This is a genomic window from Rhizobium brockwellii, assembly GCF_000769405.2.
Lineage (GTDB): Bacteria > Pseudomonadota > Alphaproteobacteria > Rhizobiales > Rhizobiaceae > Rhizobium > Rhizobium brockwellii.
Map to the genome: position 1 here is coordinate 335,589 of NZ_CP053440.1, position 14,902 is coordinate 350,490.

Below are 14,902 nucleotides of genomic sequence, written 5' to 3' on the forward strand. Positions count from 1 at the left end.
CCACCGGCCGCAGGCTTTACGTTTTTTCGTGAAACAAGAAGCCGGTGGCCATGAGCGTCGATTTCCGAAAACTGAAGAGCTTCGTCAAGATCGTCGATACGGGCAGCGTATCGCGAGCTGCGAGCCTTCTGCGGACGGCCCAGCCGGCGCTGTCGCAGCAGATTGCCGCTCTCGAGGCGCACTTCAAACACAAGCTTCTCATCCGTAGCAATGTCGGCATTACGCCGACCGAGGCGGGGCTGATCCTTTATCGGCACGCCCAATTGATGTTGAAGCAGATCGAGCAGGCGCAGGTCGACATCGATCAGTCCGCCAAATCGGTGGCGGGCCGCGTCTCGATCGGGCTTGCGACCTATTCCTCGTCAAGCGCCTTGTCGCTGCCGATCCTCAAGGAGATGAAGGCGAGGCATCCCCATATCGTTGTCCACATCAATGACAGTTTCGGCCAGATCCTCAGCGAACTGATCATGACGGGCAAGATGGATATGGCGCTGATCTATGCCGCTGCCCCGATCAAGGGCGTCACGCTGCAGCCATTGTTTCGCGAGGAAATGTTCCTGGTCTCGCCGCCGGGCATCGAACTCCCCGGGGATAGCAGCGCGCCGCTTCCCCTTTCTGCCCTCCAGGACATCCCGCTGCTTCTTCCCAGCAAAGCACATCTGCTCAGGCGGTTGATCGACGATGCCCTGGCGAGAGCCAGAGCCACCCCTGATGTCGTCTCGGAAATCGAATCCGTTCCGGCTCTCAGCGCGGCGGTTCTCGACGGGCTTGGATCGACCATTCTCCCGGCTTCCGTGGTCACGGAGACGGCGATTTTTTCGGGCGCGCAGGTAAGGGCGCTGACGAAGCCGGTGATCGACGCGACCGTGTCGCTCTGCGTCGCCGATCATCTGCCCCTGTCGGAACCGGCCATCGCTGCGCGGTCGGTTCTCCTCGATGTCGTGGGCAAGCTCATGAGCAGTCATCATCCCGGAATCAGGCCGGCCTAGCCGGCGGCCGATCCTCGCAACGGCAGTCTGACGGCGCATTCGCGCTCCGCCATAAGCAAACCCTATAGCGGCAGACTGTAGTTGTGTTAGCCAACGCGCCGGGCATTCCCCTAACCTCCAAGCAGACATCGGGTCCGGGCATCGGATCCGCATAGCGGCGCCTGCCGCGCCGAACAGTCGCTTCGAGGACAACATGGCAAAACTGGCTTTCGACACGGGCGGTACCTTTACCGACTTCGCGCTCCTGGACGACAAGGGCGACCTTCACCTTCACAAGGTCCTGAGCACGCCGAAGAACCCTGCCGAAGCAGTCGTGCAGGGTGTGTCCGAGTTGCTGGAAAAATTCGCCGGCACCATCGCCATCGAGAACCTGCAGGTGCTGGGCGCCACCACCGTCGTCACCAATGCGGTTCTCGAGCGCAAGGGCGTCGAAACCGGGTTCGTCACCACCGACGGCTTTCAGGACATGCTGCGTATCCGCAACGAAGGACGCTACGACCTCTACGACCTGAACATCAAATATCCCGACCCGCTGGTCACCCGTGCAAACAGCTTCGGCGCCAAGGAGCGGATCGCGGCCGACGGTTCTGTCATGACCGAACTCGAGGAAGAGACGGTTCGCGAAATCGCCGGCCGCCTGAAGGAGAAGGGCATCCGTTCCGTCGCCGTCTGCCTTCTCCATGCCTACAAATATCCCCAGCACGAACAGCGCGTCGCTGCGCTGCTGCGCGAGGAAGACCCAGATATCTTCGTCTCGCTCTCCTCCGAAGTCTGCCCTGAGATGCGTGAGTTCGACCGCGCGTCGACGACTGTTGTCAATGCCTATACCAGGCCGCAGATGGCTGGGCACGTCGCACATCTCCAGCGTGAGTTCGCTGCGAAGGGCATCGATCGCCAGGTCCTCTGGATGACGTCCTCAGGCGGGCTGGTGCCGAGCCGGCGTGCCGCAGAACTGCCGGTACGCCTGATCGAGTCGGGTCCGGCGGCCGGCGCTGTCGCCGCTGCCGAGTTCGGCCGCACGGCTGGTGAGGCGAGCGTCTTGTCTTTCGACATGGGCGGCACGACCGCGAAGCTTTGCCTGATCCCCGACGGTGAGCCGAACGTCGGCACCGATCTTGAAGTCGCCCATTATCAGCGCTTCCGCAAGGGATCCGGTTTCCCGCTGAAGATCCAGTCGATCCAGATGATCGAGATCGGCGCGGGCGGCGGTTCGATCGCGGCCAAAAACTCTCTCGGTCTGCTCGACGTCGGCCCGCACTCCGCAGGCGCGATGCCCGGACCGGCGGCCTACCAGCGCGGCGGCACTCAGCCGACCGTCACGGATGCTGACATCCTGCTCGGATATATGGGCACCGAATCCTTCGTCGGCGGCTCTTTCAAAGTTTCTAAGGAAGCCGCCCACGAGGCGATGGCCAAACTTGCCGCCTCACTCGAGGTTTCGGTCGAGCGTTGCGCATGGGGCATCCATGACCTCGTCAACGAATCCATGAGCAAGGCGGCCGCCATGCATGCGACCGATCTCGGCGTCGATCCCCGTTCGCTGCCGATGGTCGCGTTCGGCGGCGCCGGTCCGGTCCACGCCTATGGCATCGCCCGCAAGCTCGGCATTTCCCGCATCATCTGCCCGACCGGTGCAGGCGTGAGCTCGGCGATCGGCCTGTTGATCGCTCCCGTGGCGGTCGATCTGTCCGCAAGCCATCCGATGGCACTCGACGCCTGGAATATGGACGCCATGAACCGTCTGCTGGACGAGCTTTCGGCCCAGGGCGCCGAAGTCGTGTCGGCGGCGGGCGTGCCGAAGGATACGATCAGCAACCGCTACACCGTCGACATGCGCCATGTCGGCCAGGGCCATGAGATCACCGTGGTTCTGCCTGACCGGAGCCTGCCGAAGGAGGAATTCCTCAGTGAGCTCCGCGGCAACTTCTTCAAGCTGTACCGCGAACTGTTCGGTCGTACCGTTGCCGCGCCGCTGGAGGTCATCACCTGGCGCCTGCGCGCCGGCGGTGAAAAGGATCAGGTCACGCGGCCGCACGAGACCGTCGTTGCCGACGCGAAGAAGGGCAGCCGAAAGGTTTATTTCCAGGAGATCGGCGGCTTTGCCGAGACTGTGGTCTACGACCACTACAAGCTTCCCGTCGGTGAAGAGGTCAGGGGTCCAGCAATCGTCGAGCAGCGTGAATCGACTGCGGTCGTCGGGCCAAGCGGCGTCTTCCACGTGGATGCCCATGGCAACCTCGTGATCAACCTTCACTAAGGGGTACTCAGATGTCGAAACCCGCCACCGATTTCAACGACCCGATCAACCTTCAGGTGATGTGGAACCGCCTGATCTTCATCGCAGACCAGGCTGACAACGTCCTCGGCAAGACGGCATTCTCGCCGATCGTCCGCGAGAACCACGATTACGTGACCGTCCTCTTGGACAGCAAGGGACGGGCGCTGGCGCAATGCACCTGGTCGATCCCGGTCTTCATTACCTCGCTCCCGGCCGCGGCCCAGAACTATTTCCTGCCGAAGTTCCCCGCAGACAAGCTCGAAGAGGGCGATGTGCTGGCGACCAACGATCCGGAGATCGGCACCGGCCATCTTCCCGATGTCACGATGATCACGCCGATCTTCAAGAACGGCAAGGTCGTCGCCTATGCCGGCTCCATCGCCCATCTTCCCGATATCGGCGGCGCCCCTCTGCATTCCGAAGCGAGCGATATCTACGAAGAAGGGATCCGCTTCCCGATCATCAAGCTGCTGAAGGCCGGCGTTCCGAACCAGGACGTCTTCGACATCATCGAAGCGTCGGTCCGTCTTCCGACCGAAGTGCGCGGCGACCTCGAATCGATGATCGCTGCCAACAATGTCATGGGCCGCGAACTCGTCAAATTCCTGGACGAATACGGTCTCGACGACGTCGAGGGCCTGGCGACCGCCATCCATTCCCGCTCCGAAGCGCAGACCCGCAAGGCGATCCGCGAATGGCCGAACGGCAGTTACGCGGCCGAGGTTCTGCTCGACGGTTACGATGTCGATGTGACGCTGAAGGCTTCGGTCATCATCAAGGACGACTCGATCCACGTCGACTACACCGGTACCTCCGACCAGGTTCTGCACTCGATCAACTGCCGGACGAACTATCGCTACGCCCATTCCGTCTATGCTCTGAAGTGCCTGCTCGACCCCGAGACGCCGAATAATGAGGGCTGCATCGTCCCGATCACCGACGAGGCGCCGCTCGGCTGCATCCTCAACCCGCAACACTGGACGGCGGGCAATTCGCGGAACCTGATCGGGCACGTCATTCCCTCGCTGATCTTCAAGGCGCTCGAAGGGGTGGTGCCCGAGAAGGTCATGGGCGACAGCGGCGGCGCGCCGATCTGGGCCGCCAATTGCGTCGGTCAGCGCAACGACGGCACGCAGTATGGCTCGGTCCAGAATTTCCATGGCGGGCAGGGCGCGCGCGCGGAGCTCGACGGTCTGGACACGCTGAGTTTCCCCTCGAACTGCAAGGTAACGGCCATCGAGATGTTCGAGGTTGCCGTTCCCGTGCTGACGGAGCGGAAGGAACTGATCGCCGACTCCGGCGGAGCAGGCAAGCATCGCGGCGGTCTCGGCCAGCGTGTCGTGCTGCGCAACCTCGGCAAGAACCCGATGAACATCTACCTCGCCTCCGAGCGTGTTCGCCATCCCTGCTTCGGTGTCGTCGAAGGCCAGAGCGGATCGGCAGGAAAGGTCATGAAGGACGGCAAGCCCCATTTCCCGAAGGGCAAGGTGGTCCTGAAGACAGGCCAGCGGCTCGAGGTGGAGACGCCAGGCGGCGGCGGTTGGGGACCTGCGAGCGATCGTTCGTCTGCACTGATCGAGCAGGATCTTTCCGAAAACCTGATCACCGCGAAGGCTGCGAAGGAAATTTACGGCTATTCTGGCCCGATCGCTGCTGCGGCCGAATAAGGGAAAACCATGGGACTTCTCGAAGGAAAAATTGCTCTGGTGACGGGAGCCGGCTCCGGCATCGGTCGCGAAACCGCCCTGCTGCTGGCAAAGGACGGCGCCACCGTCGTGCTGACCGGGCGGCGGATCGAACCGCTGCGCGAGGTGGCGGCCTTGATCGAAGAGGCTAATGGCAAGGCCGTCGTGCGTGCGCTCGATATCGAGACGCGTGAAGAGATCTTTGCGGCCGTGACGTGGATCAAGGATAGCGTCGGACCCGTCGATATCCTGGTGAACAATGCCGGCAGCGCAAGCAAGGTGCTGAACCCGCGTTTTCTGAGCGAGGTGGAGTGGATCTCCACCATCAACGTCAATCTGACGGCGGTCTTCAACCTGACCCAGGCGGTCCTTCCGGACATGATCGCGCGCGGCGAGGGAACGATCATCACGGTCTCGTCGCTCGCGGTGATCAACCCCAACCTGCTCGGTGGAGCGGCCTATGGTGCGGCCAAGGCCGGCGTGAAGAACTTCATGAGCTTCCTGCACAACACCTATCGTAATCAGGGGATCCGGGCGACGACGATCCTGCCCGGCGAGACCAATACGCCGATCATGGACAATCGCGCGCGGCCTCCTCTGCAGGAGGAACGTGCCGTCATGATGGATCCTCATGACGTCGCCCGTGCGATCGTCCTCTGCGCCAGCCTCAACAAGAGCGCCGTGATCCCCGAGCTTCACATCTGCCCGACATTCATGCGGGACACGTCGGCCGACATCGAAATTGCGCGTTGGGTCGGTGCGCCGGCCGATACGCCGGATATGCCGAAAAAATAGAATTGGGAGGATATTGATGAACGGAGCCAAATTGCGCGCCCGACTGTTGGCCGGCGAGGCGATCACCATGTATACGCCGCACCACTCCTCGTCGGGGCTGGCAGCCCGACTGGTGGAGCTCGGCGCCGATTCCGTCTTCGTCGACTGCGAACACGGAACCTGGAGCTTCGACGATGTGCGCATGACTGCACAGATTGTCCGTTCTGTCGGCGGAGCGGCGATCGTCCGGCCACATTCGCACGAACGCCCGATCATCATCAGATATCTGAATGCGGGAGCCGACGGCATCATGGTCCCGATGGTGGACACGGCCGAACAGGCGCGCGCCGTCGTCGATGCCGTCCGCTACGCTCTTCCGTCCGACTTCGACAAGCGCCTGGTGGTGGCGATGATCGAGACGGTGGATGCCATAGACAATCTCGACGATATGTTGAAGGTCGATGGCATCGACGTCTTCTTCATCGGACCTGGCGATCTCTCGCAGAATATGGGCTATCCGCCGGCCCCGCCCTTCGGCGAGCCGCGTCCTGAAGCGGTCATGGCGAAGGTCGCGGTCGCAGTCGACAAGATCCGCGCAGCAGGCAAGGTTGCAGGCACGCTGGCCACCGCCGATGAACTGCCTCATTGGCTTCAGAACGGTGTTCAGTTCTTCTATATCCACAGCGATCCCTTCCTGCGCCGCGGGATTGCGGGCATCAGGCAGACGCTGGCGCGGTAGTCGCCCGGATTTTGAGTGGGGATAAAACCGCGCGGTCGCCAAGGCTACGGCACTCGAATTGATATAGGTTCGATGATTGCGGTTCAGCGCCTGCCTCGCGTGCGCGTCGCCAGAACATTGCGGATCGAGAAGCTGGAATGAATCCTGAGGACACCGGGCAAGGCCGACAGGATCTCCTTGTGGATCCGCTCGAACTCGCCGGCATTGGCGACCTCGACGCGCAGCAGATAGTCCGAACCGCCGGTCATCAGAAAACACTCCCGGATCTCGGGATGCCGGCGGACCGCCGCCTCGAGGCGGTCGAGATAGTCCTCCGTTTGTCGTTCGAGGGTGATGTTGATGATCACGGCGATCATTTCATCCGCATTGCCGGTGTCGACCAGCACCGTATAGCCGCGGATAACGCCTGACTTTTCCATGATCTTGATGCGCCTGAGGCAGGCTGATGGTGAGAGACCGATCTCGGCGGCGAGCTTGGCATTGCTCATGCGGGCATCGAGACGCAGCAGTCTCAGAATGTTGCGATCAATCGCGTCGAGGGCAGCCATGGCGGATCATTCCAAATTTTGATTGATTATGCGAATAATAGTCAAATCATGCAATAATGAACTGCTAAATAACCGGCAATTTCGCTCATTCTTTCATAAACTCCCTGAGATCGAAAAGGGGTGGACATGGATAGCGATATTTTGGTTTCCCGCGCACGCATTGCGACGACCATGCAGGGAGCCACGGGCTATCTGACGATCGACCTTGCCGCCCTCGGCCGTAACTACCGCAAACTCGTATCGCTACTGGCACCGGTCCGCGCCGGCGCCGTCGTCAAGGCCGACGCCTATGGTCTCGGCGCCGAGCGGGTCGCCAGAACGCTTTACAGTGAAGGTTGCAGGCTTTTCTTCGTCGCCCAATTTGTCGAGGCCTTGAGGCTCCGGCCGACCCTTGCGCCCGATGCCCAGATTTTCGTGCTGAACGGCTTGCAGCCGGGTAACGAGATCGCCTGCGCCGAGATGGGCATCGTTCCGGTTCTCAATTCATTGGCGCAGTGGCAGCAATGGTCGGCGGCTGCGCGCATTCTGAAGCGCTGCCTGCCAGCTGTCCTGCAGTTCGACACCGGCATGTCGCGGCTCGGTTTTCCCAGTGAAGAGCGAGCAGAGCTGGCGGCGGCTCTTCGCGATGGCACCAATGTCGAAATCCTGTTCATCATGAGCCATCTGGCTTCGGCCGATGACATGGACAGTGAGCAGAACGGCGAACAGTTTGCCGAGATGTCCCGCATCCCCGACGAGTTTCCCGGCTTCGATATTTCCTTTGCCAATTCCGGCGGTATTTTCCTGGGCGACGCCTATCACGGCGTACTCGCCCGTCCCGGCATCGCACTTTATGGCGGCGCTCCGAACGCCGGCGAGAAGAACCCGATGGAGCCGGTCGTCAGCCTAAATGTCGCCGTCGTGCAGACGCGCACCGTGCCCGCGGGGGCGAAAGTCGGCTATGGCGGCGCGCATGTCACGCAACGCGAAACCCGTCTCGCCACCATTGCCGCCGGCTATGCAGATGGGCTGCCGCGGTGCCTGGGAGATCGCGGCGCCGTCTATTTCAAGGGCATCCGCCTGCCGATCGTCGGCCGTGTGTCGATGGACAGCGCGACCATCGACATCACGGCACTGCCCGAATGCGCGCTGACCTTCGGCAGCCTCGTCGAAGTGCTCGGCCGCCATCAGACGCTCGAGGACATCGCCCGCGACGCCGGCACCATTTCTTACGAAATCCTAACCGGCTTGGGCGATCGTTACGACAGGCAATATCGCTGAGAGCCGGCGGCTCCATCATTGGGAACATTATGAAAGTCATCGTTCTAGGAGCCGGCATTGTCGGCGTCACATCCGCTTATCAACTGGCCAAGGCCGGCCATGACGTCACTGTCGTTGACCGGCAGTCGGGCCCGGCGCTGGAGACGAGCTTTGCCAATGCCGGCGAAGTCTCCTTCGGCTATTGTTCGCCATGGGCGGCACCCGGTATTCCCATGAAGGCCATGAAGTGGCTGTTCATGAAACATGCGCCGCTCGTCCTGCGACCGAAACTCGATATGGCCATGCTCTCCTGGATGGCCAGGATGCTGTCGAACTGCACCTCCGAGCGCTACGCGATCAACAAGAGCCGCATGCTGCGCCTTGCCGATTACAGCCGCATCGCGCTGGCCGATCTTCGCGCCGAGACCGGCATCGCCTATGACGAACGCATGCAGGGAACCCTGCAACTGTTCCGCACGCAGCAGCAGTTGGAGGCCTCGGCAAAGGATGTCAAAGCGCTGGCTGCCGACGGCATTCCCTACGAGGTGCTGGACCGGGACGGCTGCATCCGCTTCGAGCCGGCCCTGAAACATGTACGCGACAAGATTGTTGGCGGTCTGCTGACGCCGAAGGACGAAACCGGTGACTGCTTCAAGTTCACCAATGCGCTGGCCGCCAAGGCAGAGGCGCTCGGTGTCCGCTTCGATTACGGAACGACGATCAAGGCACTGGATGTCGAGGCCGGCCGGGTGCGCGGGGTCATCACCGATCGTGAGCGGATGAGCGCGGAGGCTGTGGTGGTTGCGCTCGGCAGCTATTCGCCGCTGTTGCTGAAGCCGCTCGGCATCAGGCTGCCCGTCTATCCCGTCAAGGGCTATTCGCTCACCATCCCGATCACCGATGCGTCACGCGCGCCGGAATCGACCGTCATGGACGAGACCTACAAGATCGCGATCACCCGGCTCGGTGATCGCATTCGCGTCGGCGGCATGGCTGAAATATCAGGCTATACCAATGATCTTGGCCTCGCCCGCCGCAGCACGCTGGAACATTCGGTCACCGATCTCTTCCCCGGCGGCGATATTTCCAAGGCCTCCTTCTGGTCCGGTCTGCGCCCAATGACGCCTGATGGCACGCCGGTCATCGGCCCGACAAAGGTCGCCGGCCTCTTCCTCAATACCGGTCACGGCACGCTCGGCTGGACCATGAGTACCGGTTCGGCCCGGCTCATCGGCGATCTCGTCGGCGGCGGCCAGCCGGAAATCGACGTGAGAGATCTCGCAATCAGCCGCTACGGCTGAAACCGCCCGGGGCAACACAAAGAAGAGGGATGAACATGATTGCGCAAATCCATTATCACTTGTGTACATCGTCTTTCGAGGTCACGAATGTCGGTTAATTCTCATATACATAACGATGGCAGCCACGCCCGACAGCTGGCGGTGCAGAGCATGTTATTTCGGGAAACGGCGCACAGCGGGACGGACGCGGATGAACTCTCGGAAATATTGTCGACGCCAACCTCCCCGATCAAGGTTGCGGCGGAAGGCAATATGCCGATTGCATACCACTGCAATTTCGTCTCCGTGGGAGAAGAGGTAACGGTAGCCGATTGTACCTACGAAGGCACAATCCTGATCAGGCGGGAGGCGCCCAGCGACAGGATGATCGTTTTTCTGCCGATGGCAGGGAACGCATCCTTCGAAGGCATGCGGGAGCAAATATATTCCGTTCCCGCTCGTGGCACGATCCTTGAGGCAGGCCGTGTCGCGGGTGCTCGCCTGTTTGGGCCTCGCCGTCATTTCGGCCTGTTCGTCGATCAGGCGAAGATCACCAGCCACCTCACGCATATGTTCGACAGAACGATCAGCGGCGACGTCGATTTTCATCCGCACATCGATCTGACGACCGGTCCGGGGCTTGTATTGCAGCAAATTGTCTCGAGCCTCCATCGCGGCCTCAGCGGGAACGGACCGCTACAGCGGTCGCCGCTGGCTGCCGGTTCGCTCTGCGACGCGGCGATCTATCTGCTTCTGGAGACCTGCCCCAATCGTTATTCGAACGAGCTTGCGCTGCCTGCTCCGGCGCCGGCCCCGCGCCATGTGAAATGGGCCATCGACTTCATGCAGGAACACGTCGCCGAGCCGATTTCGCTCAACGATATCGCGATGGCCGCCAAGGTCAGCGTTCGGACTTTGCAACAGGGTTTCCGGCAGTTCAGGGATACGACCCCGATGGCCTATCTGCAGGAGCTTCGCATGGCTGCCGCCCATCGCGATTTGCTCGCGTCTGACGCGAAGCAAGGCATTGCCGACGTGGCGCTGAGATGGGGCTTTACGCATCTGGGGCGATTTGCAGCCGAATACAGGAAGCGTTTCGGCCTGCTGCCGTCACAGACCTTGAAGCGCTGAGCGCTCACCCGGTCTCACAAATCAGCCTGTCTGGAGCCGTCGACGAACAATCCCTGCGTGGAAGTTTGCTCCATGCGAGAGGCCGGCGTCGTTGAAGTCATAGGTCGGGTTATGGAGCGGCGGCGAGTGCTCGCCATTGCCCAGGAATACGAAACAGCCCGGCACCCGCGAGAGGAACTGCGCGAAGTCTTCGGATCCGGTCATCGGCTTGCGTGCAATGACGACATTCGAAGCACCGTAGAGATCGCGTGCCACAGTCAGGGCCTCCTCCGTCAAGACAGGGTCGTTCATGAGAGGCACGAATTCCCTAGTGTAGACGACATCGGCCCTGACGTTGTAGGTCATGGCCGCGCCCTCAGCGATCAGACGCATCTGCTTCTCGATCGTCTCGCTGATCTCCGAACGGAAGCTGCGGGCATCGCCCAGAATGCGGGCGAGGCCGGGAAGCGCATTCCTCGTGCCGTCGGTGATCAGTTCCGTGACGGACACGACGCCGATATCGGCCGGATCCAGCCGCCTGGAGACGATGGTCTGCAGGTTGGTCACGAGCGCGCAGGCCGCGACGAGCACCTCGTTGCCCCAGTGCGGTCGTGCGGCATGGCCGCCGACGCCCGTTAGCGTAATCTCGAAATTGTCCTCGGCCGACATGATCTCGTCAGGACGCGTTTGGAAGCTGCCGACGCCGATCCCCGGCATGTTGTGGATGCCGTAGATTTCGTCGAACGGGAATCTTTCGAAGAGCCCGTCGGCGATCATCGCCAGCGCGCCTTTGCCCCATTCTTCGGCCGGTTGGAAGATGAAGTGCACGGTGCCGTCGAAACCGCCTTCACCGGCCAGGATCTTTGCTGCACCGAGCAGCATCGTCGTGTGGCCGTCGTGACCGCAGGCATGCATGATTCCCGGGTTTTGGGACCGGTGCGAGAGCTCCGTCTGTTCGTTGATCCTGAGCGCATCCATATCGGCGCGCAGAGCAACGGCGCGATTGCCGCTGCCACGCCTCAGCGTTGCGACGACTCCTGTGCCGCCGACGCCCTCGACGACCTCGTCGAGCCCGAATTCCCGCAGCTTGGCGGCGACGAAGGCCGACGTCCGCTGCTCCTCGAAGCCGAACTCGGGGTGAGCGTGAAGATCGTGTCTCCACGCCGTCATTTCCGCATGAAGCGCGTGCCTGTCGATGGTCATGCCGGCAATCCTTCCGTGGCAAGCCGGCGAACGATGTCAAGCAGGATATTCGTGCCTGCGACGAGATCTTCGTCGGCGGTATATTCCTTGGGATTATGGCTGATGCCGCCGATGCTCGGCACGAAGATCATCGCCGACGGGGCGATCCTGGCGATCATCTGCGCATCGTGGCCGGCCCCGGAGGTCATCCGCCGGCAGGCGAGACCCCGGTTCCGCGCAGCCTTTTCGATGAGTCCGACGATCCCTTGGTCGAACTTCACAGGCTCGAACCGGGCAAGCCTTTCCACCGATATGCCGACCTGCTCCTCGGTTGATAGAATCTCCAGGAAGTTGGTGAGCGCGGTCTCCTCTTCTCTGAGGCGATCCTCGTCCGGATCGCGAAGGTCGACGGTGAAGGTTGCCCGCGACGGGATCACGTTGATGACATCAGGTTCGAAACGCATGCAGCCGACTGTCGCGACCGTCGGCGTGTTCGAGGCCTTCGCCCGGTCGCGCAGGAAGGTGACGACCCGTGCGGCGGCATGGCCCGCGTCTCGGCGCATCGAAATCGGCGTAGTTCCCGCATGATTGGCGTCCCCCGTGATAACAACTCTCTGCCAGGAAATGCCTTGCAGATGTTCCACGGCGCCGACGGGAATGCCCTCGCGTTCGAGGATCGGCCCCTGCTCGATATGCAGCTCGATATAGGCATGCGGTCTGAGGAACCCCGGTTGATGTTCGCCGGCATAGCCTATCCGCTCGAGTTCATCGCCGAGCATCGTTCCATCGGTGCCGATGGTGGCAAGCGCCGTATCGACATCCAGGCCGCCCGCATAGACCAGGGATCCCATCATATCGGGTGCGTAGCGCACGCCCTCCTCGTTCGTGAAAGCCGCAACGACGATCGGACGAGATGGCGTCAAGCCTTCTGCCTTCAGCGTTTCGATCACTTCAAGCCCGGAAAGGGTGCCGTAGCAGCCGTCGTAAATGCCGGCGCCGATGACCGTGTCGATATGCGAGCCAAGCATTAGGGGCGCGGCGTCAACGGTACCTTCAGGCTTCCAGATGCCGAAGATATTGCCGATCCGATCGACGGCGACCTCAAGTCCTGCGCCCTCGATCCAGCCGACGAACCGGTCGCGGCCGAGCTTCTCCGTATCGGAAGCCGCCAGCCGGATCAGCCGGCCGTCGGTATCCCGGCCGATCTCGCCGAGCGTCCGGATCCGTCCGAGCAGACGCGCCGCATCGATCGATTGTCCGGTCATGTCAGCGCTCCTTCATGGTTCTTGCCAACGACTGCTGCGGGCGACAGTCCGACGATCTCTTGATATTTGCCCGGATCGGTCGCACCTTCCGTGTTGACGACGAAGATGCGGGAGCGTTGGTCGATCGAGAGCGCCGCCTTGACCGCCGGATCGGCGACGGCCTTCATGGCCCCTGCGAGGCCGACACCGCCGCTTTCGCCGGCGACGACCGCGGGATCACCGGAGACCGGGTGCGCAAGGCGCTTCATGACGTCGGTCGCATCTGCCTCGTCCACCGTCATGAAGGCGTCGGCGGTGCGGGAGAGAACCCGCCAAGCGACGAGAGAGGGTTCGTAACATTCGAGCATGGCCATGACGGTCGGTTCGCCATGGGCGATCGTGACCGGACGTCCGGCGCGCGCCGTCTCGAACAGGCATGCAGCGCGGGCGGGATCGACGACCGTGAAGAGGGGACGACTTTCGCCGAGTGCAATTGCTAGGTGGCCGGCCACCGCTGCGGCAATTCCCCCGACGCCGGACTGGATGAACACATGGGTCGGCGGCTCCGGCATCTGCCTGAGAGCTTCCCTGACAAGGGCGGTATAACCTTGCATAACCAAACCGGGGATCCGCTCATAGCCCGGCCAGGACGTATCCGAAACGATGATCCAGCCGTTCGCCTTGGCCACGCGGGCCGCCTCCCGGACGGAGTCGTCATAGGTTCCCTGGACACGGATCATCTCGGCGCCGAGGCGGGCGATGGTGGCGACGCGTTCGTCGCTGACGCCTGAGTGTACGAAGATTGCGGCGCGCGCACCGACCAGCTGCGCGCCTTGGGCCACCGAACGGCCATGGTTGCCGTCGGTCGCGCAGGCGACCGTCATCGCCTGCGCAACGGCGCGGACATCAGGCGAATGCAGCTCCGCCATGTCGACGACGCGGCCGAGCCGCTGCTCGGCCTGTTCGAGGACAAGGCGGATCACCGCATAGGCTCCCCCGAGCGCCTTGAAACTTCCAAGCCCGAGGCGATGGCCTTCGTCCTTGACGTGGATCGCGGCGACGCCGATTTCGTTCGCCAATCCGGGCAAAGCCACGAGCGGCGTTACCCCATGGTCCCTCCGGGAAGCGAGGTGGCGTTCCACCTCCACGGCGGCGGAGGCGTCGAGCGCTTTCTCATCCCTCGGGTCAAGTGCCAGACGATAGTCCGCTGTGGTGTTCAAAAGAAACATCGCGCACCTTTATGTGTGGTTTCGCTGAACTCTATTGCAGCACAGACGAAAAGGGCGCTGATATTTGACCGTTCATTTGCAATTTTGTTTCATTGGAGTATCGATTTGCGCAACCCCGTTCACCAGCCGCATCTCGACGATTTCGACCGGAAGATCCTCGCAATTCTCCAGCGGGACAATATGACCCCGCAGCGAACGATCGGCGATGCGGTGAACCTTTCCGCGCCGGCAGTTCAGCGACGGATCAAGCGCATGCGGGAGGAGGGGGTCATCCGGGCGGATGTTTCGATCATCGAGCCGCAGGCGGTCGGACAATCCATCACGATCTTCGTCGAGGTGGAGGTCATCAGCGAAACCGCCGAGCAGATCGAGCAGGCAAAGACTGAGTTCGCGGCTGCGGCCGAAATCCAGCAATGTTACTACGTCACCGGCGAAGCGGATTTCATTCTGGTCATCATCGTGCCGTCAATGGCCGACTACGAGGCTCTGACGCGCAGGCTGTTCTTCGGGAACAACAACGTCAAACGCTTCCGGACCTTCGTCGCGATGGATCGGGTCAAGGTCGGGCTTGGGGTGCCTGTGGGATAGGAGGATGCGACGGCTGG

At 61.9% G+C, this 14,902-nt stretch carries 13 protein-coding genes; 9 read left to right on the forward strand and 4 right to left on the reverse strand.

Annotated features, from left to right (window positions below):
- The first annotated feature begins 50 nt into the window (after nucleotides 1–50).
- The 5 genes from nac to RLCC275e_RS25140 all read left to right on the forward strand — a co-directional run bounded on the left by nac (nucleotide 51) and on the right by RLCC275e_RS25140 (nucleotide 6,465).
- Nucleotides 51–989, forward strand: coding sequence for a nitrogen assimilation transcriptional regulator NAC (nac, locus tag RLCC275e_RS25120; protein ID WP_033183014.1), 939 nt, complete (start codon nucleotides 51–53; stop codon nucleotides 987–989).
- Nucleotides 990–1,182: 193 nt separating this feature from the next.
- Nucleotides 1,183–3,246: a hydantoinase/oxoprolinase family protein gene (locus RLCC275e_RS25125; RefSeq protein ID WP_033183013.1), complete on the forward strand. Its 2,064-nt coding sequence runs from the start codon at nucleotides 1,183–1,185 to the stop codon at nucleotides 3,244–3,246.
- Nucleotides 3,247–3,257: 11 nt separating this feature from the next.
- Nucleotides 3,258–4,934, forward strand: coding sequence for a hydantoinase B/oxoprolinase family protein (locus RLCC275e_RS25130; protein WP_033183012.1), 1,677 nt, complete (start codon nucleotides 3,258–3,260; stop codon nucleotides 4,932–4,934).
- A 9-nt stretch (nucleotides 4,935–4,943) separates the two neighbouring features.
- On the forward strand, nucleotides 4,944–5,747 hold the full coding sequence (locus RLCC275e_RS25135) for an SDR family oxidoreductase (protein WP_033183011.1): 804 nt from the start codon (nucleotides 4,944–4,946) through the stop codon (nucleotides 5,745–5,747).
- Nucleotides 5,748–5,763: 16 nt separating this feature from the next.
- Nucleotides 5,764–6,465, forward strand: coding sequence for an HpcH/HpaI aldolase family protein (locus tag RLCC275e_RS25140; RefSeq protein ID WP_033183010.1), 702 nt, complete (start codon nucleotides 5,764–5,766; stop codon nucleotides 6,463–6,465).
- A gap of 83 nt (nucleotides 6,466–6,548) precedes the next feature.
- Here the strand turns inward: RLCC275e_RS25140 and RLCC275e_RS25145 are convergent, their stop codons facing one another.
- Nucleotides 6,549–7,013, reverse strand: coding sequence for an Lrp/AsnC family transcriptional regulator (locus tag RLCC275e_RS25145; RefSeq protein WP_033183009.1), 465 nt, complete (start codon nucleotides 7,011–7,013; stop codon nucleotides 6,549–6,551).
- A 126-nt stretch (nucleotides 7,014–7,139) separates the two neighbouring features.
- Between RLCC275e_RS25145 and alr the strand changes: the two genes are divergently transcribed.
- The 3 genes from alr (at nucleotide 7,140) to RLCC275e_RS25160 (ending at nucleotide 10,663) form a co-directional block, all read left to right on the forward strand.
- Nucleotides 7,140–8,273, forward strand: coding sequence for an alanine racemase (gene alr / locus RLCC275e_RS25150; RefSeq protein WP_033183008.1), 1,134 nt, complete (start codon nucleotides 7,140–7,142; stop codon nucleotides 8,271–8,273).
- A 29-nt stretch (nucleotides 8,274–8,302) separates the two neighbouring features.
- Nucleotides 8,303–9,553: a D-amino acid dehydrogenase gene (locus RLCC275e_RS25155; RefSeq protein WP_033183007.1), complete on the forward strand. Its 1,251-nt coding sequence runs from the start codon at nucleotides 8,303–8,305 to the stop codon at nucleotides 9,551–9,553.
- Nucleotides 9,554–9,640: 87 nt separating this feature from the next.
- Nucleotides 9,641–10,663, forward strand: a complete 1,023-nt coding sequence (locus tag RLCC275e_RS25160; protein ID WP_033183006.1) for a helix-turn-helix transcriptional regulator — start codon at nucleotides 9,641–9,643, stop codon at nucleotides 10,661–10,663.
- Between the two features lie 21 nt (nucleotides 10,664–10,684).
- Here RLCC275e_RS25160 and RLCC275e_RS25165 read toward each other — a convergent pair whose 3' ends face one another.
- The 3 genes from RLCC275e_RS25165 to RLCC275e_RS25175 are packed head-to-tail and all read right to left on the reverse strand — an operon-like array spanning nucleotide 10,685 to nucleotide 14,297.
- Entirely contained in the window at nucleotides 10,685–11,845 is a 1,161-nt protein-coding gene (locus RLCC275e_RS25165; protein WP_130707962.1) for a M20 aminoacylase family protein, read from the reverse strand.
- Nucleotides 11,842–13,089, reverse strand: a complete 1,248-nt coding sequence (locus RLCC275e_RS25170) for a Zn-dependent hydrolase (RefSeq protein ID WP_033183005.1) — start codon at nucleotides 13,087–13,089, stop codon at nucleotides 11,842–11,844. Before RLCC275e_RS25170 ends, RLCC275e_RS25165 begins: the two co-directional genes overlap by 4 nt.
- Nucleotides 13,086–14,297 carry a diaminopropionate ammonia-lyase gene (locus RLCC275e_RS25175; RefSeq protein WP_033183004.1) on the reverse strand — a complete coding sequence of 404 codons (1,212 nt, stop codon included), beginning with the start codon at nucleotides 14,295–14,297 and terminating at the stop codon, nucleotides 13,086–13,088. The genes RLCC275e_RS25170 and RLCC275e_RS25175 overlap by 4 nt, the downstream gene beginning before the upstream one ends.
- Nucleotides 14,298–14,477: 180 nt before the next feature.
- Here RLCC275e_RS25175 and RLCC275e_RS25180 point away from each other — a divergent pair, with 180 nt between their 5' ends.
- A complete protein-coding gene (locus RLCC275e_RS25180; protein WP_245457186.1) occupies nucleotides 14,478–14,885 on the forward strand; it encodes an Lrp/AsnC family transcriptional regulator in 408 nt (135 codons plus the stop codon).
- The last annotated feature ends 17 nt before the right edge of the window (nucleotides 14,886–14,902 follow it).

Excerpts from the sequence above, each read along its gene's own strand:
- RLCC275e_RS25165 (WP_130707962.1), bottom strand. The coding sequence starts at position 11,845 with ATGACCATCGACAGGCACGCGCTTCATGCGGAAATGACGGCGTGGAGA.
- RLCC275e_RS25180 (WP_245457186.1), top strand. The coding sequence starts at position 14,478 with ATGACCCCGCAGCGAACGATCGGCGATGCGGTGAACCTTTCCGCGCCG.
- RLCC275e_RS25170 (WP_033183005.1), bottom strand. The coding sequence starts at position 13,089 with ATGACCGGACAATCGATCGATGCGGCGCGTCTGCTCGGACGGATCCGG.
- RLCC275e_RS25155 (WP_033183007.1), top strand. The coding sequence starts at position 8,303 with ATGAAAGTCATCGTTCTAGGAGCCGGCATTGTCGGCGTCACATCCGCT.
- RLCC275e_RS25135 (WP_033183011.1), top strand. The coding sequence starts at position 4,944 with ATGGGACTTCTCGAAGGAAAAATTGCTCTGGTGACGGGAGCCGGCTCC.
- RLCC275e_RS25145 (WP_033183009.1), bottom strand. The coding sequence starts at position 7,013 with ATGGCTGCCCTCGACGCGATTGATCGCAACATTCTGAGACTGCTGCGT.
- nac (WP_033183014.1), top strand. The coding sequence starts at position 51 with ATGAGCGTCGATTTCCGAAAACTGAAGAGCTTCGTCAAGATCGTCGAT.
- RLCC275e_RS25175 (WP_033183004.1), bottom strand. The coding sequence starts at position 14,297 with ATGTTTCTTTTGAACACCACAGCGGACTATCGTCTGGCACTTGACCCG.
- RLCC275e_RS25130 (WP_033183012.1), top strand. The coding sequence starts at position 3,258 with ATGTCGAAACCCGCCACCGATTTCAACGACCCGATCAACCTTCAGGTG.
- RLCC275e_RS25140 (WP_033183010.1), top strand. The coding sequence starts at position 5,764 with ATGAACGGAGCCAAATTGCGCGCCCGACTGTTGGCCGGCGAGGCGATC.
- alr (WP_033183008.1), top strand. The coding sequence starts at position 7,140 with ATGGATAGCGATATTTTGGTTTCCCGCGCACGCATTGCGACGACCATG.
- RLCC275e_RS25125 (WP_033183013.1), top strand. The coding sequence starts at position 1,183 with ATGGCAAAACTGGCTTTCGACACGGGCGGTACCTTTACCGACTTCGCG.
- RLCC275e_RS25160 (WP_033183006.1), top strand. The coding sequence starts at position 9,641 with ATGTCGGTTAATTCTCATATACATAACGATGGCAGCCACGCCCGACAG.